19 protein-coding genes and 1 pseudogene are annotated in these 26,951 nt (G+C 62.5%); 4 read left to right on the top strand and 16 right to left on the bottom strand.

What is annotated here, in order from left to right:
- Window positions 1-47 precede the first annotated feature (47 nt).
- The 13 genes from glk to ABSB13_RS05985 all read right to left on the bottom strand — a co-directional run bounded on the left by glk (window position 48) and on the right by ABSB13_RS05985 (window position 19,770).
- Window positions 48-1,034, bottom strand: a complete 987-nt coding sequence (glk, locus tag ABSB13_RS06045) for a glucokinase (protein WP_428106448.1) — start codon at window positions 1,032-1,034, stop codon at window positions 48-50.
- Between the two features lie 18 nt (window positions 1,035-1,052).
- Window positions 1,053-2,048 (bottom strand): class 1 fructose-bisphosphatase, encoded by a 996-nt coding sequence (locus ABSB13_RS06040; protein WP_428106446.1) that lies wholly within the window; start codon window positions 2,046-2,048, stop codon window positions 1,053-1,055.
- Between the two features lie 47 nt (window positions 2,049-2,095).
- The gene (zwf, locus tag ABSB13_RS06035; protein ID WP_428106443.1) at window positions 2,096-3,628 is read right to left on the bottom strand and encodes a glucose-6-phosphate dehydrogenase; all 1,533 of its coding nucleotides are present in this window, start codon (window positions 3,626-3,628) and stop codon (window positions 2,096-2,098) included.
- A gap of 23 nt (window positions 3,629-3,651) precedes the next feature.
- A complete protein-coding gene (gene gnd, locus ABSB13_RS06030) occupies window positions 3,652-4,557 on the bottom strand; it encodes a phosphogluconate dehydrogenase (NAD(+)-dependent, decarboxylating) (RefSeq protein WP_428106441.1) in 906 nt (301 codons plus the stop codon).
- Between the two features lie 165 nt (window positions 4,558-4,722).
- Window positions 4,723-5,490 carry a hypothetical protein gene (locus ABSB13_RS06025; RefSeq protein ID WP_428106439.1) on the bottom strand — a complete coding sequence of 256 codons (768 nt, stop codon included), beginning with the start codon at window positions 5,488-5,490 and terminating at the stop codon, window positions 4,723-4,725.
- 16 nt (window positions 5,491-5,506) lie between these two features.
- Window positions 5,507-6,376, bottom strand: coding sequence for an FHA domain-containing protein (locus ABSB13_RS06020; RefSeq protein ID WP_428106438.1), 870 nt, complete (start codon window positions 6,374-6,376; stop codon window positions 5,507-5,509).
- Window positions 6,377-6,463: 87 nt separating this feature from the next.
- Window positions 6,464-6,856 (bottom strand): hypothetical protein, encoded by a 393-nt coding sequence (locus tag ABSB13_RS06015; protein ID WP_428106435.1) that lies wholly within the window; start codon window positions 6,854-6,856, stop codon window positions 6,464-6,466.
- 224 nt (window positions 6,857-7,080) lie between these two features.
- Window positions 7,081-9,459, bottom strand: coding sequence for a serine/threonine-protein kinase (locus ABSB13_RS06010; protein WP_428106433.1), 2,379 nt, complete (start codon window positions 9,457-9,459; stop codon window positions 7,081-7,083).
- A gap of 27 nt (window positions 9,460-9,486) precedes the next feature.
- Window positions 9,487-11,538: a Stp1/IreP family PP2C-type Ser/Thr phosphatase gene (locus ABSB13_RS06005; RefSeq protein WP_428106483.1), complete on the bottom strand. Its 2,052-nt coding sequence runs from the start codon at window positions 11,536-11,538 to the stop codon at window positions 9,487-9,489.
- 6 nt (window positions 11,539-11,544) lie between these two features.
- The gene (locus ABSB13_RS06000; RefSeq protein ID WP_428106430.1) at window positions 11,545-13,275 is read right to left on the bottom strand and encodes a protein kinase domain-containing protein; all 1,731 of its coding nucleotides are present in this window, start codon (window positions 13,273-13,275) and stop codon (window positions 11,545-11,547) included.
- Window positions 13,276-13,348: 73 nt separating this feature from the next.
- The gene (locus tag ABSB13_RS05995; RefSeq protein ID WP_428106429.1) at window positions 13,349-13,999 is read right to left on the bottom strand and encodes an FHA domain-containing protein; all 651 of its coding nucleotides are present in this window, start codon (window positions 13,997-13,999) and stop codon (window positions 13,349-13,351) included.
- A gap of 71 nt (window positions 14,000-14,070) precedes the next feature.
- The gene (locus ABSB13_RS05990) at window positions 14,071-15,366 is read right to left on the bottom strand and encodes a vWA domain-containing protein (RefSeq protein ID WP_428106427.1); all 1,296 of its coding nucleotides are present in this window, start codon (window positions 15,364-15,366) and stop codon (window positions 14,071-14,073) included.
- Between the two features lie 627 nt (window positions 15,367-15,993).
- Window positions 15,994-19,770, bottom strand: a complete 3,777-nt coding sequence (locus tag ABSB13_RS05985; RefSeq protein WP_428106424.1) for a DUF7948 domain-containing protein — start codon at window positions 19,768-19,770, stop codon at window positions 15,994-15,996.
- Window positions 19,771-20,348: 578 nt separating this feature from the next.
- Between ABSB13_RS05985 and ABSB13_RS05980 the strand changes: the two genes are divergently transcribed.
- The 3 genes from ABSB13_RS05980 to ABSB13_RS05970 all read left to right on the top strand — a co-directional run bounded on the left by ABSB13_RS05980 (window position 20,349) and on the right by ABSB13_RS05970 (window position 23,271).
- Window positions 20,349-21,524 (top strand): thiolase family protein, encoded by a 1,176-nt coding sequence (locus ABSB13_RS05980; RefSeq protein WP_428106423.1) that lies wholly within the window; start codon window positions 20,349-20,351, stop codon window positions 21,522-21,524.
- A 101-nt stretch (window positions 21,525-21,625) separates the two neighbouring features.
- On the top strand, window positions 21,626-22,042 hold the full coding sequence (locus ABSB13_RS05975) for a Zn-ribbon domain-containing OB-fold protein (RefSeq protein ID WP_428106420.1): 417 nt from the start codon (window positions 21,626-21,628) through the stop codon (window positions 22,040-22,042).
- 35 nt (window positions 22,043-22,077) lie between these two features.
- Window positions 22,078-23,271, top strand: coding sequence for an ATP-binding response regulator (locus ABSB13_RS05970; RefSeq protein ID WP_428106418.1), 1,194 nt, complete (start codon window positions 22,078-22,080; stop codon window positions 23,269-23,271).
- A gap of 44 nt (window positions 23,272-23,315) precedes the next feature.
- On the opposite strand, the gene ABSB13_RS05965 is transcribed toward ABSB13_RS05970, so the two are convergent.
- Together ABSB13_RS05965 and ABSB13_RS05960 are read right to left on the bottom strand one after the other, a co-directional pair.
- Window positions 23,316-24,545: a lactonase family protein gene (locus tag ABSB13_RS05965; protein ID WP_428106416.1), complete on the bottom strand. Its 1,230-nt coding sequence runs from the start codon at window positions 24,543-24,545 to the stop codon at window positions 23,316-23,318.
- Window positions 24,546-25,194: 649 nt separating this feature from the next.
- Window positions 25,195-25,416 carry a hypothetical protein gene (locus ABSB13_RS05960; protein ID WP_428106490.1) on the bottom strand — a complete coding sequence of 74 codons (222 nt, stop codon included), beginning with the start codon at window positions 25,414-25,416 and terminating at the stop codon, window positions 25,195-25,197.
- Window positions 25,417-25,447: 31 nt separating this feature from the next.
- Between ABSB13_RS05960 and ABSB13_RS05955 the strand changes: the two are divergent.
- A pseudogene (locus tag ABSB13_RS05955) lies at window positions 25,448-26,359 on the top strand (choice-of-anchor D domain-containing protein); the annotation flags it as partial.
- A gap of 44 nt (window positions 26,360-26,403) precedes the next feature.
- Here ABSB13_RS05955 and ABSB13_RS05950 read toward each other — a convergent pair.
- The coding region (locus ABSB13_RS05950) for a hypothetical protein (RefSeq protein ID WP_428106487.1) at window positions 26,404-26,951 on the bottom strand (548 nt) is incomplete at its 5' end.

Here is a 26,951-nt window from a genome sequence, read left to right as displayed (position 1 = left end):
ATACCTCTGTCTCCGTCTGGAGTGTCATTGCAGTTTGCATTCCTATATCACAACATCGCGGCGGCGTAGTGGGCCGCGCCGAGCAGGCCGGCGGCTGGATTCAGCGAGACGCGGACTTCGATCCGTTTCAGGATCTCGTTCAGCCTTCCCTTCGACAAGAATCCCCGCGCGAACGTACCGTCGGTGAGCATCGGCAAAATTTTCGGCGCGATCCCTCCGCCCAGAAAGACACCGCCCAGTGCCAGGACTTTGAGCGCCAGGTTGGCGGCTTCGGAACCGTAAATATCGCAAAACATGGTGAGCGCGTGAACGCAAACCGGGTCGCGTCCCGCAAGCGCCGCCTCGCTCACCGCCGCCGAAGGATCGCCCGCGGCGATTTGCCCGCTCAGCCACGCGGCCTCTTCGGCCCGGCTCTCGCGCCTCAGGAAACGATAGATATTCCAGAGTCCCGGACCCGAAAGGACGCGCTCGTAGCTGGCGTGTCCGAATTCGCCCGCGACGAACCGCAGCAGCTCGATCTGTTCGTCGCCGTGCGGCGCGAAATCGCTGTGGCCGCCTTCGGATGCGACCGCATAGTATTTGCCGCCCTCCCAGACCAGCGCAGATTCGCCCAGACCGGTGCCCGCGGCGAGCACCGCGATGTTGCCGTATTCGGGAGGATTTTCCGCGCGATGCAGAACCGCAAACTCGGCAGGCTTCAGATGAACCATGCCGTAGGCCATCGCCGCCAGATCGTTAATCAAGCGGACCGGGACGCCGTTTAGCGCGCGCGACAGTGAGGCGCTGGAGAGTTGCCATGCAACGTTGGTGGCGTGGGTGCGGCCGTCGATTATCGGACCCGGCACGCCGATGCAGACGGCATTCACCGCCGCGTCTGCGCCGAGGAAATCCGCGCACGCCGCCTCGAGGCTGTCGAACTGCGAGGTCGGGTAGCGGTGCTCGCGCACCATTTCCAGGGTCCCTGCGGATTGGTTGAAGAGCCCGAGATGGGTTTTGGTTCCACCGACATCGCCGGCCAGGATGAGGCGCTCCATAGGAACCCCGATCCGGTTCTAGCCTTCGACTTTGAACGACTCGGCGAGCGCTACTTCCTCGGCGCTGCCGATATAAATCGGATGCCGCTCGTGGATCGCGGTGGCAGCTATGTCGAGAATCCGCCCTTTGCCAGTCGAACCGCGGCCGCCGGCCTGTTCCGCAAGCATCGAGAGCGGCGCGAGCTCGTACATCAGGCGCAGTTTTCCCTTGGGCTTGCCGCCTTCAGCAACCTCGGCGGGATACATAAATATTCCGCCTTCGAGCAGGCATCGATGGAAATCGGCGGCGAATGCGCCGCAATATCGAAGTGAGTAGCTAGTGCGTTTGTCTTTGCGGCTGGTGATATGCGCGACGAACTTGCGCGCTCCGTCGTGCCACTTACCCACGTTGCCCTGATTGACCGCATAGGTAGTCCCGTGCGGCGGCATCTTCACGTTCTCTTTCCATAGAATGAACTCGCCGAGAGTTCGATCGAGCGTGAAGATATCGACGCCGGCGCCGGCGCTATACACGAGCTGCGCGGCCGGCCCGTACAGGATATATCCCGCGATGAGTTGCTGACTTCCGGGGACGAGGATGTCGTCGATTCCGGCGCCGTGCCGGGGCGCGCGTTTCTTGACGGCGAAGATGGTGCCGAGCGAACCGTTTACGTCGGTGTTAGATGACCCATCGATAGGATCGTAGAGCACGCAGTAGTTATTCTCGCGGCAATTGGATGAGTAATGATGCGGCTCGTCCATTTCCTCGGATATGAGACTACATACCGGGTCTCCACGCTCGAATGCCTCGAGGAAAACCTTGTTGCCCCACTCGTCGAGCTTCTTGACCTTTTCGCCGTGCACGTTGGTTTCGCCGGTGTAGCCAAGCCCGTCGAGGCCCGCGAGCGATAGCTGCCGCGTGATGCGCGTGGCGATCAGCTCGATACGCTCCATTATGAGAGCCAGGTCCGCGACCGGCAGCGCAGTCGCGCTTTTGGTCTTGATATGACGCTTGAGAGTAATGCCGGCGCTCATCTGCAATCCCTTCTCGACAAATTGCACACGTTGATCGGGTTCTCCTGCTATAGCGTTCGCCAGGTGCGCCCATCAGCCGCGATCATCAGGGCGGCCTCAAGCGGTCCCCACGAGCCCGCAGCGTAGATCGGGGGATCCATGGGCGACTGATCCCAGGCATCCAGGATCGGCTGCACGAACGCCCACGCTTCGTTAACCGTATCCCGCCGCATGAACAGCGTCTGGTTGCCAACGATCACGTCGTTGAGCAGGGTCTCGTACGCTTCCGGCGTGGAAATCGCGTAGTGAAAATCCACTTTGACCTGCTCCAGGCGGATCTGCGAGCCGGGCACCTTCGACATGATATGGAGCGCGAGGCCTTCGTCGGGCTGAATCCTGATGGTCAGCATATTGGGCGCCAGTGGAGCGCGCGGATTTGAGTTATACAGGATTCGGGGCACGCTCTTGAAGTAGATCGCGATTTCGCTCGAGCGCTTGGGCATCCGTTTGCCGGTGCGCAGGTAAAACGGTACGCCGGCCCATCGCCAGTTATCGATCCAGCATCGCAGCGCGACAAAGGTCTCGACTTGCGAATCCGGCGCGACATGCTCCTCGGCGCGGTAGGCCTTGACCGGCGCACCGCTGATGAGGCCCTCGCCGTACTGGCCGCGCACGATCCATTTTTCGATGTCCTCGTCGCCGAGCGGCCGCAGCGCGCGCAGTACGTCGAGCTTTGCGTCGCGCATCGACTCGGCGCCGGTGGTGTTGGGCGGCTCGGTGGCGATCATGCAGAGCGTTTGCAGCAGATGGCTCTGCACCATGTCACGCAGCGCCCCGGCGCGATCGTAGTAGGCGGCGCGCGTGCCGACGCCCTCGGCCTCGGCGACGGTAATCTGGACATGGTCAACGAATCGCGCCGTCCATATGGGTTCCAAGATCGCGTTGGCAAAGCGCAACACCATCAGGTTCTCGACGGTTTCCTTGCCCAGATAGTGGTCGATTCTGAAAGTTTGGCTTTCGTCGAAATGGCGCGCGAGCTGGGCGTTGATCTCCTCCGCGCTGGCGAGATCGGAGCCGATCGGTTTTTCGACCACCACGCGCGTGAACGGATGTCCTTTCTCAAGCGGATGAATCAAGCCGGCGGCCGTCAATCCCGCCGAACAGGTGTCGATGAACGCCGGCGGAATCGCGAAGTAGAAGACCCGATTGCCTTGGGTACCGAACTCGGCGTCGAGCGCCTCGCATCGCTTGTGCAGGTTTTGATAATCGGCGGCCTCGGTGAACGAGCCACGATTGAAATGCAGCAAGGGGGCGAACTTCGCCCAGTGTTCGTCATCGATCGGGCGGCGCGAGAATTGTTCGATGCCGCTGCGCGCGAACGCGCGATACTTCTCGTCGTCGAGATCCTCCATCGAGAAACCGAGGATCGCGAACTTGTCGGGCAATTCTCCGTCGAGCGAGAGATTGTACAGCGCGGGAATCAGCTTGCGATGGCTCAAGTCGCCGGCGCCGCCGAAGATCACCACGACGCATGGATCGTAGTGATGGCGTTCCTTGACGGGGTGATTGAGATCGACGGTTCTATTTGCAGGCGCGGCCATAAACAGCTTAACCCTCTCGCTCTCTATTCCTTGACGACTGGGTGTCCGCCAAATTCCTCGCGCAGCGCGGCGAGCAATCTCTCGCCGAAGGTGCCTTCGCCCTTGTCAACGCGCGAGCGGAAGCGGGTGAACAGCGCCATCGTGATTATCGGCATCGAGATGTTTTTGTCGATTGCGTCCTGCACCGCCCAGCGGCCCTCGCCCGAATCCTCGACGTAGCCCCTGATTTGCTCGAGCCGCGGATCCTTTTCCAGCGCGTTGGCCGTAAGCTCCAGGAGCCATGATCGCACCACGCTGCCCTGTCGCCACAGGCTTGCGATCTTCGGCAAGTCGAGCTTGTACTCCGACTTGTGCATCGCCTCGAAACCCTCCGCGTACGCCTCCATCAGCCCGTACTCGATGCCGTTGTGGACCATCTTCACGTAATGGCCTGCGCCGTGGCCGCCAACGTGGCTGTAGCCGCCGGGAGGAGCCAGCGTTTTGAAAATCGGTTCGTAGCGCCTGAAGATGTCCACCTCGCCGCCGATCATCAGGCAGTAGCCAAGCTTGAGTCCCCAGATGCCGCCGCTGGTGCCGGCATCCACGAGATGCAGTTTCATGCCGGCGAGGGTGGCAGCGCGGCGGAGGTCGTCGTGAAAGTTGGTGTTGCCGCCGTCGATGATCGCGTCGCCGGGTTCGAGCAATTCGGCCAGTTGGTTAATCGTGCTGTCGGTGGGATCGCCCGCCGGCACCATCACCCACACGCCCCGCGGCGGCGCGAGCCTGGCGACCAGATCTTTGAGCGAATTGACGCCGTCGGCGCCGAACGTTGAAACTTCTTTGAGTTTCGCATCGTCGAGATCGAAGGCGACAATCTGGTGATTGTCGCGCCGCAACCGCTCGACCATGTTCATGCCCATTTTGCCGAGACCAACGAATCCGATTTCCATCGTGCTTCCTCTTGGCAGATGACGATGCGATCCGGATTTGCGGTCACGCGGCGGGAACCGGGAAAGGATTTCTCCGCGGATGCCTCGGCATTTGACTATCCGGCGCTCTGCCTAAGCTATTCCAACCCCGGCGATTGTTCAAAGACCGCGCCTCGAAGTGCGCGCCTAGCGGGATTTGATGTCGTCTTCGAGCATCAGGTTGCGCAAGTCCTGACGCTGGAAGATCGCCGCCACCGAGCGCGTCAGCGCGACCGACAATACCTGCCCCGGCTCGTCGTAGATGCCGGCTTCGTCCTCGGAACCGAGACCGAACGAGCCCACCGGCGGATCGTAGTAGGTTTCGTCAGCGCTCCCGGTCCAGAACGGGACGCTGAACGGCGGCTTGTAGATCGCAACGTCGAGAGCCAAATCGGCTGTGGTCCGCCAGACCGGGCCGTACTGGCCGTTGGCGCCGCGGTTCTTTTTTACCCAGCAGCGCCGAAGCTTGCTCTCGAGCACATATCCGGTGGTGTAATTGACGCCGGGCTTGTAGGCGACATCAGGCAACGCCGACGCGCTCAAACCCGCCTCATCGGCCGAGCGCCCAAGCGCTTGCTGCAGAATCGGGCCAAGCGGCGGGCTGTACAGGCGTTGCGTAATGTTGCCGGATTGATCGGTGACGACTCCTATCGCCGGATTGCCATTGAGCGGCGCGCTGTCGCCGGTCACATCGCGCGCGTCGGCCGGCATCAGGACCAGTATGGTCTTTCTGGGATAACTGTTTTGGTATCCCTTGACCTGGTACGGGTAGTACTCGAGCGTCTGGACCGAGGTCGTAACGGGTGCGGGCGCACCGCCGCCGACGGTCGCGCATCCCGAAAGGATCGAGGTGAAGCTCGAAACGATCGTGACGAGGAGCGCGATTCGGATTGCGAAGGTCGGCTGGCTCCCCACGATCAGGCTTCGCCTCTTATCGATTCGCCGCCTGCGCCCGCTCGCGGAAGAGAAACAGCGTGCCACCCACCTCGAGCCGATCGCCGCTCTTGAGCGCGTAGCGGCCCGCTACCGGATGCCGATTCACGAATATCTGGCCGCCGGTCGGACTGATGATAAAATTCTTGCCCTCGCGCCGGATGATCGCATGATTGCCGAGCACGGTCTGATCGCCGAACAGTCCGATGTCGCTTTCCTCGGCGCGGCCGATAATCGTCACGCCCTTGAGCAGGGGATATTCGCGGCCCTCGCGCGCGTTGCGGCTATTGCTGCGCACAACCATCAGCCAGCCGCGCTTTAGCAGCTCGGTCACCAGTCCGATGAAAAATCCGATCAGCGCGCCGAGGATGATGATCGCGATCGCTCGTCCCAACGCCTGCGGAAACGTGCTCGTCAGGCTCTGGTAAAAAAATCCGCCGAGCGCTCCGCCGAGCACACCGCCTATCGCGCCATTGCGGCGCCGCGCCGCGGATCCCGACGCCGATCCAACGCCGAGTCCGACCGCGATTCCGAGCACGCCCCATCCCAGGATTCGGCCGTTGAGACCACCCAGGATGTCGAACGCAATTTCGCCGACGATCAATCCCAGCGCTCCGCCCGCCGCGCCGATAGCTCCGCCGACCACGAATCTGCGCGCCGCCTGGCGCACCTGGCCCACGCTGAGCGTTTCGATCGAGGCGAGAAACGCGCTGATTAGTGCGCCGATCAGCGCACCGAACAGGATATCGCGGCCATAAACCCAGCGGATGCCGAGAATTGGCTCCGACAGCCCCCACGCCGCGAAGCCGCCAAGCGCGCCGGCGGCCGCGTAGAAGAGCAGTTTTTCGCGGGAAACATTACTCGCCATGATGCACTCCACAGCATTGCGCGTGATTGGGTCAGGTTCAAGCGCAAATCCGCCAATGCACTGTTTATCGTGATGCGCGACCAGAATTCATTCGGCGATCGCCGTCTCATCCGGCAAGTTGAGCGGCAACCCGCAGGTGCCGCATTGCGTCGAGAAGATTCCCCACGGCGCGCCGACTCCCGCGAAGTAAACCTCGCCGCACCGCGGGCACCTGAAAGAATGCAGTGTAGTAATGTTGAGCGCGGCCGCGATCAGCGCCAGACCCGTGCCCGAGAGGACCCATCGGACGACGGTGCGAACGATGTCGTCGTAGCCGATGAAGTACGCGATCGTCGCGCCGCCGACCACCCCCGCAAAGAACACGCTGACGAAGTAGAACTGGCGTTGCGCGAGCCCGATGCATGCCAGTGCTGCGCGATCCTCGTCGGTTAGAATCGGCGATCGCGGCGGCGGGATTCCCGCATCTTCGAGCAGGTCCATTTTTCAGTTCACCTCCCGACCGGATTGCGGCCGCCCGCCACTCCCCGCTACCGAGTTATGACAGAGCGAAGCCCGCATCCCGCAGCAGCGCCAGATTATCTTAATCACCGAGTGCAGGGGTCAACCAAGGCCGTGGCGACGGCAGCGCAGTATTAAGCCGTGGGCAGAGCCCGCGCCCGCCAACGGCGGGCGGCCTTAATACCGAGTGCAGGGGTCACCCCTGCTCAGTTCGCCTGGGCGGTCCAGGTGCCACGCTCTCCCGACGGCGTGGATTCGAAAGTGCCGCTGATCTGATCGACCCGGCGCTGGCCTTCGAAGTAATACGTCTCGGTGCCGTATGGGACCTGGAACTGCAGATGATTGCCGCGTACGAATCCTTCGATCGGCGTCATTCCATAGCCTGACTGATGAATTACCAGCTCGCCGTGCAGGAAGCCGTTGGGCTGCGGACGCAGTCTAAGCTCCATCTCGGGATTGCCGCCGCTGCGAAGACCGCTGATGGTGCCGGTGGCGACCGTCGGCCCGAGCATGCTGCCCGAGTTCATCGAGCTGCTGCCCATCGAGCTGCCGATCGCGCCGCTGCCGCCCGGATAGGTCGCGTATGGTCCGCCGGCGTCGGCGAGCACTTCGAATCTCTTCGCGTCGAAAAATTGGCCGTTCAAATAAAAATTAACCGTGTAGGTGCCCGGCAGAAACGCGCCGCCGTGCGAGTTGCCGACGCGTCCGCTGAACGTCACCGTCTTCATACTGGGCGAGACGGGCTGATAATCGTTGACCGCACCCAGCGTGCGGCCGTCCGGGCCGATATACGCCGCATCGACGCGGTACTGGCCGGGCTCGAGCTTGTAGAGCCGGTTCTCGAAGCTGACCTCCCAGCCGACGAACAACACCTTCGATACCTCGAAGGAGCTGGTCGCTCCCGAGAGCGCGGTTCCGGTCTTGGTGGTGTTGAGAAAGCTGATGCCGCGAAGCTGCAAGGGCTTGGCGCGGCGCTCATCGATCATCGCGAGCTTGCGCGCTTCTTCGTCGCGCTTGCGCTGCTCTTCCTTCGCCGCCGCCGCAGCCGCCGCCTCGCTGGCGGCCGCCGCGTTCCTTGCGCTCACGTCCCGGTTAACGAGGAAGCCTTCCTGCGCGACCAGCTTGTCGTCCGAGTAGAGCGCCACTTTGTAGGTGCCGGGCGGCTTCTCGGTCATCGTCGGCATCAACGCCACGCCGCTGAAGTCGGCGGTTGTCTGCGCAGGCCCGACAAAAATATTCGTGTCGCTGGAGGCAATCTGAAGTCCGCTGGGATCGTAAAAGCGCGCCTCGACTTTTTCGTCGCGCCCTTCCAGCCCTGCGAGCAGGTTCTTGAAGGTCGCGGTCCACTTCAGATAGCGCGCGTTGGTCAGCTCGCTGTCGTTGAAACTCGCCTGCGGCGAGCCCAGCGCGGTGCCCTCGCGCGTCGAGAGCGCCAGCGTCATCTGCGAGAATTCCAGTGGATGCTCGCGGGCCTTGGCCAGCAACTCCTCATGCTTCCACGGCAGTCCGTCGAAAAGAGGCTTGAGTCCGAGCCGCAGCTGCAGTTCCGGGCTGGAATATATGTACGTCCCGCCGAACGCCGCTCCCGCCAGCACCATCAGGAAAATCGCAAGACTGATCGAACGGCTCAGCCGGCTGCGCGGCTGGCGATAAACGATCGGCGCCTCGTCGTATTCGAATTGCTCGACCTGCGACAGCCCGCCGGTTCCGCCCGTCGAGCTCACAATCCCGCCGTCGTGCGCAAGCCCGCGCCCGTAGAGCATCATGTCGCGAAATTCCTGCACGCGTCCGGGCCGCCCGTCCACTTCGTATGCAAGCGCCGCGTCAATAGCGCCTGCCAGGTTGCTCGACACGGCCGGGCGCAGCTCGCGAACCGGCGGGAAACTGAAGGGCGGAAACTTCTCGGGATCGCGGCCGGTCAGCACGTAATGCAAGGTCGCGCCCAGCGAGTAGATGTCGCTGCGCGGATCGACCAGCCCCTGGTACTGCTCCGGCGGTGCGAAGCCGAGCGTGCCGATCATGGTGCCCTTGCGCGCCGCCTTGAACAGCCGCGCGATTCCAAAGTCCACCAGCACGACCCGCCCGTTCGGATTGAGCATCACGTTGGACGGCTTCATGTCGCGGTAGATTATCGGCGGCTCCAGCCCGTGCAGGTACACGAGCACGTCGCACAACTGGCGCGCGATATCGATCACCAGCCCCTCGGGCAGCGGCTCGCCGCGCGCGGCGAGTTCCTCCTCGAGGTTGCGTCCCTCGACGTACTCCATCACCAGGTAATGGCGGTTGGCGAGTTCGAAGCGGTCGGTGATCGCGGGAATCGCCTGATGCTTCAGTTGCGCGAGCGTGTCGGCCTCGCGCGCGAAATATTCGTTGGCCTCGATCCGCTGCGCCTGATCGATAAAGTGATCGACCATCTCCTTGATCGCGCACGGGCGATTGGCCAGGCGCTGGTCGCGCGCCAGATAGACCATCCCCATCCCGCCGCCGCCGAGCAGCCGCTCGATCGCGTAGCGGCCCTGCAGCACAGTGCCGGGCTCGAGCGGTCCGGTCAGCGGTTGCGATGGATCTTTTGGCGAGGTGGACATCGTTAATTGCCGGCGCGTCGTTCGCGCCTAGCTTGCATAGACTACGATCACGGTAATGTTATCGGTACCGCCGCCCGCGTTCGCCGCGACGATCAATTCGCGCGCCGCGTCGAAGGGATCGGGATTGCGCCCCAGAATGTCGTGGATCTGGCGGTCATCGACGTGCGCCGTCAACCCGTCGCTGCAGAGCATCAGCTTGTCCCCGCGTTTGAGCCTCAGCGAGACCGCCTCCGCCCCCGCCGGTCCGCTCTGGCGCGCACCGAGCGAGCGCGTGATCACATTCTTGTGCTCGTGCGTGTGCGCTTCCTCGGCGGTTATCTGCCCGATTTCGATCAGCCGCTGCACCAGTGAATGGTCCTTGGTGACCTGGCGAAGCGTCGCGCCTTCCATCAGATATCCGCGGCTGTCTCCGACCCAGGCCACGGCCGCATCGGGAGGCTCGACCAGCGCGCATACGCCCGTGGAACCCATTCCGCGAGACTCCGGATGGCTCGCCACATATTCGATAATCCTGGAATTTGCTTCTTCGAGCGCGGCCGTCAGCAGTTCCGCGCCGTTTGTAACTTCTCCACGTGCGCTCTCGAGCCGTGATTCAATGTAACTCCGGATCGTTTGTACGGCAATTGCAGCGGCGATTTCGCCCGCCTCGGCGCCGCCCATCCCGTCGGCAACGACGTACAGATGGCTCTGCGCCGGATCGACGAGCGACTCGCGCGTGTAATCGACCGCGAGCACCGCGTCTTCGTTATGCTCGCGCACGCGGCCTACGTCGGTCATCGCGGCCGCGCGCAGCCGAAAAGTGCCGCCGAGCGCAATCAGCTCCGTCTTGAACGCATCGATGGTCGGCCAGCGGTCGGCGGGACTGAAAGCGATCGCACGGCGGATCGCATTCTCCAGCCGCGGTGTAACGACATGCGGCGGATAGAACTGCACCGGACCCGCCTCCTCGCGCCAGCTCTCGCTCGGAATCCTTGCGCCCGTGAGCCACGTGTAGAGGATCGCGCCGGCGGAAAAAATATCCGCGCGCTTGTCCACTTTTTTGCCGCGATAAATCTCCGGCGCCGTATAGCCGTCGTTGAAAATCGGCTCGCCCTGAAGCTCATTGTCGTTGCTGACGTAGTCCAGGCCCGTGAGCTTGAGCCGGCCGTCGGGGGCAACGCAAACCGATTCCGGGCAGATGTCGTTCAGCCGCAGCGCCCGGCGATGCACAAACGAAATCGCCTGGCAGATCTGGACGGCTGCCGCGATCGCTTCCGTCTCGGTCATTTTCGCGCCGCCGCGATGAAGCCCCTTGAGTTCCTCGTCGGGGTAAACCAGGTACACGCGCCCGTGTTCAGCAAATCCTTCGGTCGCGCGCTGAAAGGCGGGATGGTTGATCGTCTGTGACAGGGCCAGCACGCGTCCGAAGACTTCACCGAGATCCTCGCCGCACGGCGCCGCCGCATCCTCGCGCGCCCCGTCGTCGGTCTCGGGATTGGCCTGGGCTTCGGTTGCGATTGCCGCGATCGCTGCTTCGGTCGCTTCGTCCGTGGATGAATTCTCCGCGGCCTCGGCGATCACGGTGGAAGCGGCGTCGGCGTCGATCTCGACCACCGACTGGACGCCTTCTCCCGATGCGTTCGCGCTCGCCGGCTCTTCCACCTGCGCACTCGGAGCTTGCATCTGCGGCGGTGACGCGGTCCCGTTGGTCTGCGCAACCGCCGGCCTGAGTTCCGCGGTTTTGGCGCTCGGGCCGTTGGGATCCGGGGGCGGCGGAGCGGGCGGTTCCGGCGCCGCCGGATGCGGCGCTTCATCGACAACTTCTGCCGACGGTTGCGGGCCGAGGCGCTCGCGCAATGCAATCGATTCCGCGTTGCCGGCTCGGATGCGTTTTGCGCGATAACGATTTTCGATCGACGTCTGACCGGTTAGCTCGACAATCTCGATCCCTCCCTTCAAAGATGTTCCCGCCGTCAGCGGCGTCGGGCGCGCCGGTGACTGCGATGCGGATGCGGCCGCCTTGGACAGCCCCTGGCCGCATCGATCGCAGAACTTGGCGTCGTCCGCTGCCTCTTGGCCGCATTCGGGACAGGTGATCATGCGCAACTAACCTCTCCGAAACTGCAGTATAGCACCGCCAAGCACCACCTGGTCGCGATCTTTTAACTTGTAGAGCTGGTCGCGCCCCAACTTGCCACGCCCCGCGATGTAGGTGCCGTTAAGGCTGCCGAGATCGCGGATGAAGTAGTCCGCCCCGCGCAGGACTATCTCAGCATGACGCCGCGAGACGCGATCCCCTCCGTGCGCGAGCTTCTTCAGATCGATGTCGAGCTGGTCGGCGGCGTCCTGCGATCGCCCGATCAAAGTGCGCATCCCAAAAATGCCGAACTCGATTTCATCGCCGCGCGAGACCAGCCGCGCCGGCGCGGCGGATACGTCGGCGCCGTTGGCATTACGCTCGCCGAACAATCCGCCGGAACCCGGGCCGGTCGAAATTGGCGGCGAATAATTGCGCGACGAAGAGGCGCGCGACCCGGTCCGTGCTTTCGTGTCAGCCGGCTGCGGTTCGCTCGTCGCTTCTCTTCGCGGCGCGTACGACGACGCGGCCGCAGACGGTGTCAGCTCTTTGGTCTTGGCCGTCGATGACGGGCTCGGCGCGTCGCTCGACGCGATCGCGGACCGGCGCGCCTTGAGCCCCCGCTCGATCAGGCTGCGCGCCTTGCCGGTGAGTTCGATCGCTCTTTTGATCTGTGGCGCGACAATCTTTGCCGCGGTGCTGCCCGCGGTGGCGCCGCGCTTGATATTTTCTCCAACCGGTTCGTTCAGCACGATCGTCGGCATCGTGGAAGGGGGCGCAGCCGGCCTTGATACCGCCGACTTCCATGGGGTCGAGCGCGACGGCGCGGGCGATGCCGGCGCGCTGTTCAGCACCACCGTTGACTGCGTCGAACTCGGACTCGGCGCGCCCGCGCCGGTGACGACCGCCAGTCCGCCGCTCGCATCCAAGCGCCCCGACCTGCTCTCGGGTGGCGGCTCGGGCAGCGCGCGGCGCATCTCCTTTGCCGACGCGGGCCGCTTGTTCAGGTCCTGCTCGAGCGCCCGCATCACGGCGTCCGCCGTCTTGACCGAAACTTCGGGCGCCAGCGCGCGCAACGGCGGAAAGCTGAACGGCGGCTCGAGCTGCGGATCGCGGCCGGTCAGCAGATGATGCATCGTGGCGGCCAGCGAGTAGAGATCCGAGCGCGACTCGACCTTGCCCATGTACTGTTCGGGCGGCGCGTAGCCGACCGAGCCGATTTGCGTGCCGCGTCCACCGGGTGGCAGGAAGCGCGCGATTCCGAAATCGATCAGCATCGCGCGTCCGTCCTTGTCGATCATGATATTGCCGGGCTTCAGATCGCGATAAATTATCGGCGGCTTCTGCCCGTGCAGAAATTCGAGCACGTCGAGCATCTGGCGCGCCCATCTCAGCACCTTGTCCTCGGCGACTTTGCCCTTGGGGCCCAGCTTGTCGAGCACGTGCTGCAAATCGCCGCCCGCGACAAATTCCATCACCAGGTAATGGCGCGAGTTCTCGGCGAAATGATCGATCAGCGTCGGGATGCCCGGATGCGACAGCCGCGCGAGCACGTTGGCCTCGCGGGTGAAGTCCTCGATCGCTTTTTTCTCCTGGATTCCGTCGCCGACGACCATCTCCTTGACCGCGACCGGCCGGTTCGCCAGGCGCGTGTCGTTGGACAGGTACACGCGTCCCATCCCGCCGACGCCGAGCACTTTTTTGACGCGATAGCGGCCGTCGAGAAGATGACCCTCGGTGAGTGCCTCGCCCGCATTCATGGCGATTGTCTATGACCCTCCTCAACTTCCGCGCATGGGGCGTACGTCCGGGCGCGACTGGAGGGGATGGCGGTCAAGATATTGGTTCTACCACCAGCTTGAGGAACGTTTTCCCGATGATCACCTCGTCGCCCGACTTGAGCTCGGCCGGACTGCCCGGCGAGAGGCGCGGCTGGCGATTGACGTAGGTGCCGTTGAGACTGCCGATGTCCTCGATCGTGATCTTGCCGCCGTCGATCCGAATCAACGCATGCTTGCGCGAGATCTTGGCTTCGGGATCGTCGGCGTCGAGATCCACTTCCGGAAACGAACCCGTCTCGGGATCCCATCTGCCGACCAGGTTGTTGCCGTCTTCGAGCGGAAATTCCTGGCCCTTGCGTCCGCCGCGAACCACCGACAGCTTGGCCTTGAACGGCGCGCCTGCGGCAGCCGCCGCTGGAGCCGGCGGCGCGCTCTCGGGCGCGGCCTCCGGCTTGATCTCACCGGTGGGCGCTTCCGACTTGGGCGCTTCTGCCGTCGCAGCCTCGGCCGCCGGCGCCGCATCGGCGCCGCCACTTTCAGCGGGGGTTGCTGCGGGAGCTGCTTCAGGAGCCGCTGCGGCAGGAGCTGCAGCCGGAGCCGCAGCGGCGGTGCCGGCCGCGCCGGCGGCGAGCTTCGCGCCGCATCCGTCGCAGTAATCGAGTCCGTCCATGTTTTCGTAGCCGCATTCGCCGCATTTGATCATGGTCTAAGCCCTCGCAGGTGAGTTCGAAGTATCGGTCCCGTGCCGTTCACCAAATTTCACTTTTCGATACACTAATCGGACTTCTGGAAATCCTTCAACGCTTCCGGATCGAGCATCTGGGTTTTGCGCACCACCGCCTGCGCTTGCAGCAGCGTGGTCTTGGCCGCCTTGGTCTGCAGCGTCTGGGTTTTCTTGATCTGATCGAGCAGGCCGGCGAGCGCCTGCGTCGCCTTGACGTTGCCAATCCGCTGCGTCCCTTGCATCGCGTTGCCGAGCAGGCGAGTCGCGCGATCGACGTTGCCCGCCTTGAGCTCCTCCTCGGCCTTGGCCTGCAGCTTGGCAATCGAGACCTGGTCCACCAGGTTCATCACGCGGCCGTTGCGCTTGCTGGTCAGCGTGCGATCGAGCGTGTAATCGACGGCGAGATCGCAGGCGACGGTGGATTCGGCGGCGCCGGGCACTTCGTAATGGAACGTGCTCTGCAAAATTCTGACCGGCCCCGGCTTGCGCGGCGGCAGCACCAGCGTCAGCAGCACGGAACCGGGCACGCCCGCCTGCAGGTCGCCGATCTCGTAGCTGATTTTGCGATCCTCGCCGACCAGCGGCGTGCCGAGCACGTAAATCTCCGGCGAGGCGCGAAATGCCTCGCGCACCTGCACGCCCTGCGACAGCGTCACCTCGATTCGCCCGTTGCGCAGGCTCACCGAGCGCAGTCCCTGCAGCTCGTCTTCGAAAATATTGGGAATCTCGGCGGGGTCGCCGATGAAATGATATTTGCCGTTGGAGTCCTGCGACACGCGCTGCAAGAGCTTCTCGTTGAACTCGACGCCCACGCCCATCGTCGAGAACGAAATCTGGTCGCGGTTTTTCTCGACCAGATCGATGCACGCGGTCTCTTCGTAGGTCTGGCCGTCGGTGAGCACCAGCACGCGATTGAGGCGATCGGGGCTGAGATTTTTCTTGACCTCGTCGATCGCCGCGCGCATCCCGAGCGCCATCTGCGTGCCGCCGCCGATTTCTAACAGATCGATATCGTCGATCGCGCGTTTAATAGCGCTCTTATCCCGCGCCGCCTCGGGCGTGATTATCACCTTGGCCTTGTCGGCGAACGCGACTATCGAGACCTTGTCCTGGTCGCTCAAGTTGTCGGCCAGGAACTTGACCGCCTCGACGACGAATTCCAGCCGCCGCTCGTCGTACATCGAGCCCGAGCGATCGATCACCACGCCAAGGTTGAGCGGTACCCGACCGCCGCCGCCCGCGCCCCGGGCCACCGCCTCGAGCAGCACGTAGAGAACGAAGTTTTCCGCGCTGGACAGCACATGTTCGCTGCTCGCCAGCGCCTCGAAGCTAAGCGGATCGGCCATTCGTCAATCTCCCGAAACTAATTGTAGATTCAAGCTGCGAGCCTTGGCAACCGACCTAATAGAATACGAACCGGCTGGCGATAAACCAACCCCCTCGCGCGCGAGGCCGCAATTGTTAGGACGTTGCCCGATTAATCCCGATACAACGGCATGGGGTGCGCAATCGAGAGGACGTATATTATATGCGGAACCCACCGTGGGTTCCGCACCTCCTTGGGCAGGGGTGACCCCTGCACCCAGTAGTGAGAAGACGCGAAAATCTGCGCAACGCATCTTTTCGCGACTACACTATGGGCAGACCCTGAGCACTCTTTTTTTGTGTCATCCTGAGCCCTTCGAGTACTCAGGGTAAACTCCGCTACCACTAGCCGGAGCCCTGAGTGCTGCCGAAGGGGAAGGAACCCGGATCCGGGATTCTTCGCTACAGCAGCTTTCGCTCTAGAAAAACACGGCGCGCCGGCGCGGGGGGCCGCGCGCGACAACGGAGCGCGGCCTTAACATTGAGTACAGGGGTCACCCCTGTCGCGCCCGCCAACGGAGCGCGGCCTTAACATTGAGCGCAGGGCTCAGCCCTGCGGTGCAGGGGTCCCCCTGCCGCGCGACACCGGCTGACGACCGGCTTCAATCCTAAAACTGAAATACCGAGACGAAGGCGTCGCGGTTCGACCCGAGAGAACCTGTGTTCCGACATGCTGGGCACTGTAACTTGAGTGCATTGCTGGTAGTCGGGAAATCGGTCGAGCTGGAATATCCTGCCACCGCCACCAGCCCCGTCGGTCCCATCGCAAGTCCGGTTGCGGCGTCGTAATTGTTGCCGCCCAGAAAAGTCGAATAGACGAGTTGGCTCGCTCCGGACGCCGCGGGATTTAGAACCGTCAGGAAGCCATCGCTGCCTTCGCCCTGCAGGGCTCCGGGACACGACAGGCAGGTTGGCTGAGCGGCGTCCGGGGTGACCGGGAAGTCCGCTGATAGCGTGTGACCTGCGGCGTAGATTTCGCCATTCGAATCGACCCCCAGCCCGGTGACGGCTTCGTAGCCGATGCTCGAAGTGCCGCCGAGATAGGTTCCGTACACTAATTGATTCGCGGGCGCCGCATTTGGATTCAACTCGGAGATGAATCCGGAGCCGGCCTCGCATGGCACGCCCGGACACTGCGGGATGAATGCATTCGGCGAAACTGGAAAGTCGTAACCAAAGGTTTGTCCGCCTATGTAAATATCGCCGCTGGAATCGACCGCCACCGCATAAGGAGATGCGGTCGGGTCGCTGTCTCCGCCGGTGCCGTTGAGATAGGTCGAATACACAAGTGCTGCTTGCCCGGAGAGCGCAGGATTGATCACGCTTATGACGGGCGACTCGCAAAATGGCTGGCACTGCGTCTGGTACGCGTTCGAAGTGGTGGGAAAATCCAGAGAAGTCGCCTGTCCTGTCAGTATCGCATTGCCATTCGCGTCAGCCGCGATCGCGCTGAGAGCGTCGCCGGTTGGCGAGGCTCCGATCTTTCCCCCACTGCCGCTCAAGTAGGTGGAATAGACCAGCGACGCGGTCCCGCTGGCGCTCGGATCCATTTTCGAGAAGAATCCCGCGCCTCCTGAGAGGCAAGCCCCACACACGCTTTGCACGGCGCCAGGCGTAGTCGGCATATTTCCCTTGGTCGTGCCGGCAATGAGGGCGTTGTCTTCCGGATCTACGGCAACAGCCGCCGTGCTGCCGTCACCGATGAAACTCGAATAAAGCAGATTGCTGCCGGTCGAATCGAGCTTCGCGAAGAAGACGCAACCACCACTGGGGCATGAGTTCGAGTATGCATTGGGCGTGATCGGGAAATCCGATGTGTAGGAAACGCCGACCGTGTACGCCTCGCCCGTCGCGTCCACGGCGATCCCGGATGCTGCGACAGAAGTGCCCTCGCCGGAACTCGAGCCGTCGAGATAGGTCGCGTAGATCAGCTGATCGCCCGGCGCGGCAGCCGGGTTCAGCTTGGCGACGAATGCGCCAAAGCCAACATCAGGGAATCCGTCGACATCGAAGCCCGCGCATCCGGCACAGTTTTGCTGAAATGCGCCAGGCGTTACGGGGAAATCCGGCGACGCGGTGGAACCCGCGAGGTATACCGCGCCCGTGCTGTCCATCGCGACTCCAGCCGCGGAATCGCCGGAAAATCTCGGTCCCGCGCCGCCGATGAACGACGAGTACTCGAGCGCCTCCGCGCCCGTCGATGCGCCCGGATTGATCCGGGCTATGAAACCGTCGGAGCCGAGCGTCGCGCAGGCTTTGCACACTGTCTGCTGCGCATCGCCGGTAGTGGGAAAGCCGCTGGCGTAGCTAAGCCCCGCCGCATGGATCACACCGCCAGCGTCCACGGCGATACCGTTAACGGCATCCACCTCGACAAGATTCGAATAGCCGCGGGCGCCCAGGTACGTGGGGGAAGGCACCGTCGCTCCGCCCAGGTACGTCGAATAAAGCAGGCTCTTCTTCTTCGACGTGGGGTTCACGACCGCCACGAACGCAGGCCCGCGAAACTGTTCGCATCCCGTGCACGGCGTGTAGCTCGACTGCACCGCATTGCTGGTGACCGGAAAATCCGGCGATGTCGTCTGCCCGCCGATATACGCCTTGCCGGTTCCGTCCAGGTAAATTGCGTTGGCTATGTCGTTGCCTTCTCCGCCGATAAACAGCGAGTGTGCCAGCGAGGCGCTACCCGACTTGGACGCGTCGATAATCGCAAGCAGCGCGTCGTTGCCGCACACCGTGCCCTTCGCGCACTTCTTGACCTCGGATCGGTTGCCACGAAGGGATCTCGGACTCGACGAACCAACCGCCCACGCGCGATTCTCGCTGTCCACCGCGATCCCGCGAATGATATCGCTCGACTTGCTGCCGCCAAGATAGGTCGAATAGATCAGGCTCTTTCTTGTTTGTCCCTTCGCCGGGTCCAGCAACGCGACGAATCCCGCGGCGTCCGAGTTGCATTTTTTACAGGTGCGCTGAAAAGCGTTCCCGGTCGTCGGGAAATCCTGGCCGTCTGACTGCCCGCCGATCCACATTTCATTTTTCGACGTGAGCGCAACCGCGTAGCCCGTTGCCGAGGCAAGCGCGACCGCGTAGGTAGCCGCAGTGCCGGTCGTATTCAACACGATTGCGAATGCGTTAAAATTTATCATGCCGGTAACGTACGCGTTCCCCGATTCGTCGATCGCGATTGCGTTGCCACAGTCTTCGATACCCGGGCTCTGCAGCAGCGTCGAGTAGACCAGAGAACTCCCGTCTGCGCTCAGCTTCGTGACGAATGGAGCCCGCCCGCCACCACCACTTGGGACGAACGCGCCCGGTGTCGTCGGAAAGTTTTCCGAAGATGTAGCACCCGCCACGTAGGCGTTACCGAATTGATCGACAACGATGCCGTTGCCCTCATCGCCCACGCCCTCGTAGACTCCGCCACTGCCGCCGAGAAGCGTCGAGAAGACGATCTCTCCGGTCTTGCCATCCAGCTTCGTGATGAAAGCGGGGCCACCGCAGTTGTAATCCTTGGTGCAGGCCGAGACGAAAGCCTCGTTGGTGGCCGGGAAGTCCTGTGAGGTGGTGCCTCCGGTCAGATACTCGTTGCCGTCCTTGTCGAGCGCGATCGCGTTGACGCTGTCGCCCGTACCACCATAGGTAGTACTTGCATTCGCTTGCCCACTGCCCCCCAGGTAAGTCGAGTAGATGAGGCTCGGATCGATAACCATCCGCGCGCCGGGATCGCGCCGCGCAACCTCGAATCGAACCTCGAGTCGATGCACTCCCGTGCGCGCATCCGACGCAATCGCGACGAACTTTGCCGCGACTTGCCGGCGTCCGTCGACGCTCTCCTCGAACACCCGCGGCTTGGTGAAGCTTATCTTGCGGACGCCGATTGCGGTCTCGACGTTGCCGTCGGGAGTCAGATCGACGTCGCCGGGAGCGTCGAACGCCAGCCGAACCGCCGAAGGATTCGCGCCCGCCCGCACCGTGAACGTGCATTCCACCGCTTCAGGACCGGCACTGCGGTCGCGGCTGTAAGAAACGTCGATACCGGGCCACGCATCGTGCGCGACAACCTCATTGACGGTTGGGATATTCGTATGCCAGCGGCTCGGATCTCTGCCGATGAAATAGTTGATCCGCGCCGATGCCTTGCCGCGTCCCTCGACAGTCGCATTGGGATTCGCGCCCACCAGCCGCATAGTCAGAACGCCGCCCGATTGTTTCGGCGCCACGACGCGCGCCGTTCGCACACGCCGCATCGGCACGACTGCCGGCGACGACAGCGCGAGGATCGCTTCGTCGCTTGCAATAAACAGCACGCCATCGCGCGTCCGCGACAGGAACTTCACGCGCGCGACCGCTTGACCGACGTTAGGCTCGAAAATGACTGGCATCCGGTATCCCGAAGCTTGAGGATTCGGGTTCTGGTGTGCTGGCTGCGACTGCGATTGATGTTGAGATTGGTGAGCGATCGAAACTACGGCCCGGGCCGCAACGCAGATCACAATGGCTGCAATCGCAGCCAACAACAATCCGGCTTTAGATACACGCATGATTCCCCCCGACTCAATTTTTACTTTCGATGCTGTTGGTTAGCTAGCTTGCTGTCAACCGTGAGTTTCTTCGCTGCGCCATCGAGAGAACTTAATTGAATGCGGAACCCACCGTGGGTTCCGCACCTCCTTGGGCAGGGGTGACCCCTGCACGCAGTGAAAAGAAATGCTGCGGCCTGACGGCCTGTTAGGACTTTTTTTTGAGTCATCCTGAGCGAAGCGAAGGAACCCGCGCGCGTAAGCGCGTGTCCGCCGGCGCCGGACGCCGGAGTGTCCGTCGAGATTCTTCGCCGCAGCGGCTCAGAATGACACGAGGGGCCGCGCCCGCCATCGGCGGGCGGCCTTAACATTGAGTGCAGGGCTCACCCCCTGCCTGCCGCTGGAGAGTCTTCTCGAAAAAGCGTAAGAGAGTAGGCGCCATGTCTTTAAGAGCTAAATGCGCTATCGCCGGGCTCGGCCAGACCCGGATGGGTAAAACTTTCGAGCATTCCGGACCGATCGGCTTCGCTGCCGAGGCGGTCAATCTCGCCCTCGAAGACGCCGGCCTCCAGCGCGCCGACCTCGACGGCCTGCTGGTCAACCCCGGAATCACCTGGTTGAACAATCCGATGGCTTCGTCGTCGCTCCAGCATGCGATGGGCCTGCATGATTTGCGCCTGACCGCGACGATGAACCTCGGTGGCGCGACCGCGGCCGCGATGATCATGCATGCCGCGCAGGCTATCGACGCCGGAATGGCCGAAGTCGTCGCGTGCGTATTCGCCGATGCTCCGCTGCGTCCGCCCTCGCCCGGCAAGGGCAGCGGCAGTGGTGGCGGCTCGGCCGCTTTTTACGGCTTCGCCCAGGGTCTCGACGCGCACTACGGGCTGTTCGGCGTCAACGCCCACTACGCCTTCGTCGCCCAGCGCCACATGCATTGCTACGGAACCACCAACGAGCATCTCGGCGCGGTGGCGGTATCCCAGCGCAAGTGGGCCAACCTGAATCCCGCCGCTCAGTTTTACGACACGCCGATGTCGATGGCCGAGTATCATGCCTCGCGATGGGTGGTTGAGCCGTTCCATCTGTACGATTGCTGCCTGGTTTCCAACGGCGGTCTGGCGGTTATCGTCACCTCGGCCGAGCGCGCGAAGAATTTGAAGCGCCCGCCCGTTTATATATTAGGGATGGGGCAGGGTCATCCCGGGCGCGATCCGCTCGAAACGCTGGTTTCCGGCGCGCCGATCGCCAAGGAAACCGCGTTCAAGATGGCGGGAATCAAGGCCGACGACGTCAACTTCTGCGAGCTCTACGACTGCTATACTTTCACCGTGCTGGTCACGCTCGAGGATTACGGCTTTTGCAAAAAAGGCGAGAGCGGCCCGCTGGTTGCCAGCGGCGTGATCGGTCCCGGCGGATCGCTTCCCGTCAATACCGGCGGCGGTCAGCTCAGCTCCTTTTATATGTGGGGGATGACTCCGGTGGCAGAGGCAATCGTGCAGATGCGTGGTGATGGGGGGCGGCGGCAGGTGCCGAAACACGACATTGGACTCGTTTCCGGCAACGGCGGTATCCTTGCTACACATTCCACGCTCGTACTGGGATCGCAGCCATAACATTAGTCGCGAATCGCGCCGGCATTGCTTGTGGTGTGACGCAGCGCGTTTCAATCATTCCAAACGCTAATTCGTCTAAGTTATATATAAGCAAAATTGCAATGGCAGAATTCAGCAAACCGATCCCCGCAATCACGCCCGAGATGCGGGAGTTTTTCGACGGCGCGCGCACTGGGCGCCTGATGATCCAGAAATGCGACGGCTGCGGGAAGCTCCGGTTCCCAGCCGACGATCTCTGCTCCAGGTGCAACTCGACCGCCTCGCGATGGGTCCCGGTCAGCGGACGCGGTGAAATCTTCAGCTTCAATATCATGCATCAGGTCTATCACCCGGGCTTCGCCGGCCAGGTACCCTACGCGGTGGTCGTCGTCGAGCTGGAGGAGGGATGCAAAATCGTGTCGAACCTCGTCGACGTCAAGCCGCATGATATCAAGTGCGGGATGCCGGTCGAGGTGACGTTCGAAAAGCTCAACGATGAAGTGTCGATGCCTAAATTCCGGCTTCGCGCCGCGAAATAAACGGGCCCGGCTGAATTCATCAAGGAATCAACAAGTTGCCGCTCGATCAAAAATATTTCCAGCGTCTCATCGAGAGCTCGCCGGACATCATAATCGCCGTCGATAAACACGGCACCGTGAACTATTACAACGAGGGCGCGCGAACCAGCCTCGGCTACAGCTCGCAGGAGATTATCGGAGAGAACTGCACCCGCATCTATCCGTCGATCGAAGAAGCGCGCCGGGTGATGAAGGCGCTGCGCGAGTCGACCGACGCGGGCCGAATCGCCGGCTTCGAGACCGAGTTCCGCAACAAGGCCGGCGAACTGATCCCGGTCATGATCTCCGGCGCGCTCATCTACGACGCCGAGGGCCATGAAGTCGGAACGATCGGCTTCGCCCGCGACATTCGGCGCTTGCGCCATGCGCAGCAACTCGCGACCGCCGGCGAAATCGCGGTGAGCCTCGCCCACGAGATCAACAACCCGCTCGAATCGATCACCAACAATATCGAACTGCTCTCGCAATGCCTCGAGACGCGGCTCACCGAGTCCGAAAAAGTTGTCGAGAACGAGCGCCTCAACTCGATTCGAAACTCCATCGCACGCGTGCAGGCCATCGTGCATCGCCTCGACGAGATGACCCGCAAGGGCGAGTACGAGACGCGCGACTACCTGGCCGGCAAGCGGATGGCCGATCTTGCTCCTCGCGAAGATGGCAAGGGGCAGACGCACCCCGATGACGCGCCGCATCTCACTGAAGAATCTCCGCTGCGAGGGATGTCGGTGCTGGTGCTCGACGACGATAGCGCCGTGGTCAATTCGCTCGCCGACCTGCTGCGCGCCGAAAAATGCATCGTCCATTGCGCCACGCGTCCGTCGGCCGCCTTTGGAATCCTGCGCAACGTCAAGCTCGACGCGATTATCTCCGACGTGGTGATGCCCGAGATGGACGGCTACGATTTCTATCTGAAGGTCAAGGAAGAGATGCCGCAGTTGCCGGTAATCCTGATGACCGCGTACTACTACGACAAGGATCACATCCTGAAGCGCTCGCGGCTGCGCGGTCTGGAGGGGGCGCTGTTCAAGAAGCCGGTCAATCCCGGCAAGTTGCGCGCGATGCTCACGCAGTTGCGGCAGAAGGCGGCTCAGGAGAAAGCGCAAGCGAAAGCCGCGTCGAGCGCTGCCAAAGCCGCCGCCGCATCCGCGCCCGCGGCCACCCCCATCCCCAAGCCCATCCCCCAATCCTGAGCTTTAGCTCTCGTGAAGGCGCGGGGACCGGAGTCCATACGGCGTCATTGCGCCAGCGTGATCCCCCACGGACCGCTGCCGGCATTGGCGGGACTCTCGGTCGGAATCGACGTACCCGCGCATATCGAGGCTCCGCACGTGCCATTGATAATTACCTGCCCGACGGTGCCGTTGCCATTGTTGGCGGTGTAAACGAACAGGTTCTGCGGATCCACCACCAACCCCGTGGCCCCGGTGTAGCCCGTCACCAGCGCCGGCGGTTCGGTCAGGGTCGTCAGGCTGGCGAGGAACGACGACACCGAGTTACCTCCATTGTTGGCCGTATACAGGTACTGGAAGCTGCCGTTTGTCGCCATTCCGAGTCCAATCGGCACGTCGCCGGTGCTGCTGTTGGGGTAAACGCTAGCGGCTGCAAGGGCGCCCGTGGTGGTATTCATCGTAAACGACGAGACCTCGCCGAGCACCTGATCGGCGATGAACAGCGAATCGGCCCCCGAATCGATCGCGATCGCGGCCGGCTTATTCGCGCTCCCGTCCGCACTATGAACCGCCGTAAAGTTCTTCGTTAGCGCCCCGGTGCTGGTGTCATACGTCATCGGCCAGATAAGCCCGGTGGACGTATCCGACACGTATAGAACCGCCAGCGATGGATGCAGCGTGATGCCGTATGGAGCGCTGAATCCTCCGATCGAGCCACCCGACGTGATCTGTCCGGTGGTGTCGTCAACCGTGTACCAGGTAACCGTCCCCGCCGCGCCCGTCACCCACAACAACGTCCCATCGGAACTGATCGCAAGTTCGTCGGGTCCGGTTCCACTGCCGTTGCTCACGGCCGCCGGCGACAGCGGCGTCAGCGTGCCCTTGGTCGAATTGATGGAGTATTCGTAGATGTTGTCGTCTTTTTTGTTCGCGACGTACAGGAAGCTGCCGTTGGGCGACGCGACCACCCCTCGCGGCCCTTTTTTCGCGCCCGCACCTACCTGTCCGGTATGCTTGAGCGCGCCGGTCGTCGTGTTGCGGGTGAACGACGACACCTTGCCGTCGTTGTAGTTGGTCACGAACGCGAGCGTTCCCGTACCGGTCGTCGGAGTGGCAGTCGGAGAGCCGGAACCGTTGTTGCCCGACCCCAGCAGTCCAGAGGTATCGCACGACAATATATTCAGCATCGCCGCAATAATCACAACGGCGGGAATCAGCCGGACGATGTTCTTAAGCGCAGTTCGCGCCGCCAGCGCAGTTCGCGTGGATAGCAGGATGTCTTGCTCTGTCGGCATGCGAGCCCCTTCCCGGCGGTCCGGTCGAAAATACACCAATAACGTCCTGAATATCATAAATAGTACGCCGCATCGAACCGAAAGGTTTCGGGCAGGGGTCAGCCCCCCTCTGTCATGCCGAGCGAAGTCTGCGAAGCCGAAGGCGCCGGAATTTTAACTCGCCCGAGGCAGCGCACCGCCGTCGAGCAACTCGCCACGCCGCCAGTCCTGCGGCAGAGCGCATCTCCACTAACGTCAGGGTTTGACTTTTGGATAGCGGCACCCTACCAGTCGGCCAACGGGAGCCGGCCAGCCTTGTGACTTGGTGAATTTTTGACACTTCAGGCGTTTTCGGGGCTCAGCGCGGCGGTTCTGCCTTGACGCTCACCAGCCATTTTGTTAGCCCGTGCATCGATAAGCCTCAATAAGCCTCAATAAGCCTCAATCAGCGATCAGAAGGGGAACGCGCCATGACTCGACGGCTGAATAGGTTTGACCGACCTTCACTGGATCCCCGTTCATGGCGCTCAACCGTTGCGAACGTCAAACTTGCGACCGTGCGGGCTGGGAGATTCGCCGCGATCGTGCTGATAGCGACCGCGACTCTGCTGCTGGCAGATTTCGGAACTGCGCCTGCGCAACCAACTCCCGTGCCGCTGCTGGTCACGCCTTATTCGGTACTCTTTGTAGACTCGGTGGTTGGTCCGCTTACCGGCACCGGCACGACCACGTCGCCAGCCAGGATCGAAACGGCAGTAAATAACTCCGCGAGCACGGTCCACATGGGCACCGTTACGGTCAGCCCCGCGCAATTCGCGATAGTGGTCGATGGTTGCTCCGGCGCGGCGCTTGCCCCATCGGGCGGCAGCTGCACTGTCAGCGTCAATTTCACTGCTAACGCGGCAACGACCTACACCGGAACGATGAGCTTTCCCTCGGATTCTCCCGGCGGCACGCAATTCGTGTCGCTTAAAGGCACTGGCATAGCGGGATCGATCAACCAATCGCTTACCGTCAATTTTCCCAACACCGTGGTGGGCAACACCAGCGCGGCCAAGACTGTGACGATGAGCAATCCCAATCCCACTCCGGTTGAGCTCACCGTGACCAGCATCGCGTTGGTCGATAGCTGCGGCATACAGGTCAGCAGCGATGGCTGCAGCGGAGCGATCCTGGGGCCCAAGGGATCAACGGGACCGACTCCACCACCGGCTACGTGCACCGTTGAAGTGAGCTTTGCTCCGACTTCGCCCGGCCCGTGTTCGGAAACCCTGGTGGTCAACAGTGACGCCGGAAACAGCCCTTCGATGATCACGCTGAGGGGCACCGGCACGCTCGTAAAGCCGACTTTTTCTGCCACTCATCTGAGCTTCGGCGACGAGCCGGTGGACGTTCCCAGCGCCGCGCAAACCATCACCTTGACCAACCCCAACCTGGTTCCACTCAGTGTGACTAGCGTCGTGCCTTCCGGCGACTTTACTACGACCAGTGACAACTGCAGCGGAACCGAGGTCGCGGCGAGCGGCACCTGCAGCTTTGGTGTGATTTTCACTCCTTCTCAAACCGGGAGCAGAAGCGGGACAATCATCGTCACCGACGATGCGGTGACGCCCACGCAAACGATCACGTTGTCCGGAATCGGCATCATCGTGACTCCTACCGTGTCGCCGGCCTCCCTGTCGTTCGGGAGGGTCCAGGTCGATACCATTTCGCCGTCACAGACGGTTACGCTCTCCAATTCCAGTCTGGTGGCGCTCAGCATCACCTCGACCACGATAACCGGCCCGTTCGCCATTGTCGCGAATACTTGCGACAGCTCCGTGCCCGCGAGTTCGAGCTGCCAGGTCTCAGTAACATTCAATCCGACCACTGACACTAATCACAACGGAACCACCGAAACTGGAAAGCTGACTTTTGTCGATGATGGGCAGGCCACGACCCAAACGGTGAGCCTCACTGGTATCGCATTTGGTACGCCGGCATCGCCAACCCCGACGGCAACCGCAACTGAGACTGCCACGGCGACTGCGACGCCGACAGTTACTGCCACGGCGACTGCGACGCCGACCGTCACTGCCACAGCGACTGCGACGCCGACCGTCACTGCCACAGCGACCGCGACGCCGACGGTCACTGCCACGGCGACTGCAACTGAGACTGCCACGGCGACTGCGACCCCGACAGTTACTGCCACGGCGACTGCGACGCCGACAGTTACTGCCACGGCGACTGCGACGCCGACCGTCACTGCCACAGCGACTGCGACGCCGACGGTCACTGCCACAGCGACCGCGACGCCGACGGCGACGGTGACGGCGACCGCCACGCAGACGGCAACGGCAACGCCGACGGCGACTCCGACCTGCGTTCCGACGCCGTTGGGATCATCCGAGTCGGGGAGCATCCTGATGGCGGGCGGCGACTCGG

The organism is Binatus sp. (SeqCode) (genome assembly GCF_050013435.1).
Classification (GTDB): Bacteria; Desulfobacterota; Binatia; order Binatales; family Binataceae; genus Binatus.
Note: the sequence above shows the minus strand (reverse complement) of the source record. Positions and strands in the feature narration are given on the sequence as shown.

Excerpts from the sequence above, each read along its gene's own strand:
- glk (WP_428106448.1), bottom strand. The coding sequence starts at position 1,034 with ATGGAGCGCCTCATCCTGGCCGGCGATGTCGGTGGAACCAAAACCCAT.
- ABSB13_RS06040 (WP_428106446.1), bottom strand. The coding sequence starts at position 2,048 with ATGAGCGCCGGCATTACTCTCAAGCGTCATATCAAGACCAAAAGCGCG.
- zwf (WP_428106443.1), bottom strand. The coding sequence starts at position 3,628 with ATGGCCGCGCCTGCAAATAGAACCGTCGATCTCAATCACCCCGTCAAG.
- gnd (WP_428106441.1), bottom strand. The coding sequence starts at position 4,557 with ATGGAAATCGGATTCGTTGGTCTCGGCAAAATGGGCATGAACATGGTC.
- ABSB13_RS06020 (WP_428106438.1), bottom strand. The coding sequence starts at position 6,376 with ATGGCGAGTAATGTTTCCCGCGAAAAACTGCTCTTCTACGCGGCCGCC.
- ABSB13_RS06015 (WP_428106435.1), bottom strand. The coding sequence starts at position 6,856 with ATGGACCTGCTCGAAGATGCGGGAATCCCGCCGCCGCGATCGCCGATT.
- ABSB13_RS06010 (WP_428106433.1), bottom strand. The coding sequence starts at position 9,459 with ATGTCCACCTCGCCAAAAGATCCATCGCAACCGCTGACCGGACCGCTC.
- ABSB13_RS06005 (WP_428106483.1), bottom strand. The coding sequence starts at position 11,538 with ATGATCACCTGTCCCGAATGCGGCCAAGAGGCAGCGGACGACGCCAAG.
- ABSB13_RS06000 (WP_428106430.1), bottom strand. The coding sequence starts at position 13,275 with ATGAATGCGGGCGAGGCACTCACCGAGGGTCATCTTCTCGACGGCCGC.
- ABSB13_RS05995 (WP_428106429.1), bottom strand. The coding sequence starts at position 13,999 with ATGATCAAATGCGGCGAATGCGGCTACGAAAACATGGACGGACTCGAT.
- ABSB13_RS05990 (WP_428106427.1), bottom strand. The coding sequence starts at position 15,366 with ATGGCCGATCCGCTTAGCTTCGAGGCGCTGGCGAGCAGCGAACATGTG.
- ABSB13_RS05985 (WP_428106424.1), bottom strand. The coding sequence starts at position 19,770 with ATGCCAGTCATTTTCGAGCCTAACGTCGGTCAAGCGGTCGCGCGCGTG.
- ABSB13_RS05980 (WP_428106423.1), top strand. The coding sequence starts at position 20,349 with ATGTCTTTAAGAGCTAAATGCGCTATCGCCGGGCTCGGCCAGACCCGG.
- ABSB13_RS05975 (WP_428106420.1), top strand. The coding sequence starts at position 21,626 with ATGGCAGAATTCAGCAAACCGATCCCCGCAATCACGCCCGAGATGCGG.
- ABSB13_RS05965 (WP_428106416.1), bottom strand. The coding sequence starts at position 24,545 with ATGCCGACAGAGCAAGACATCCTGCTATCCACGCGAACTGCGCTGGCG.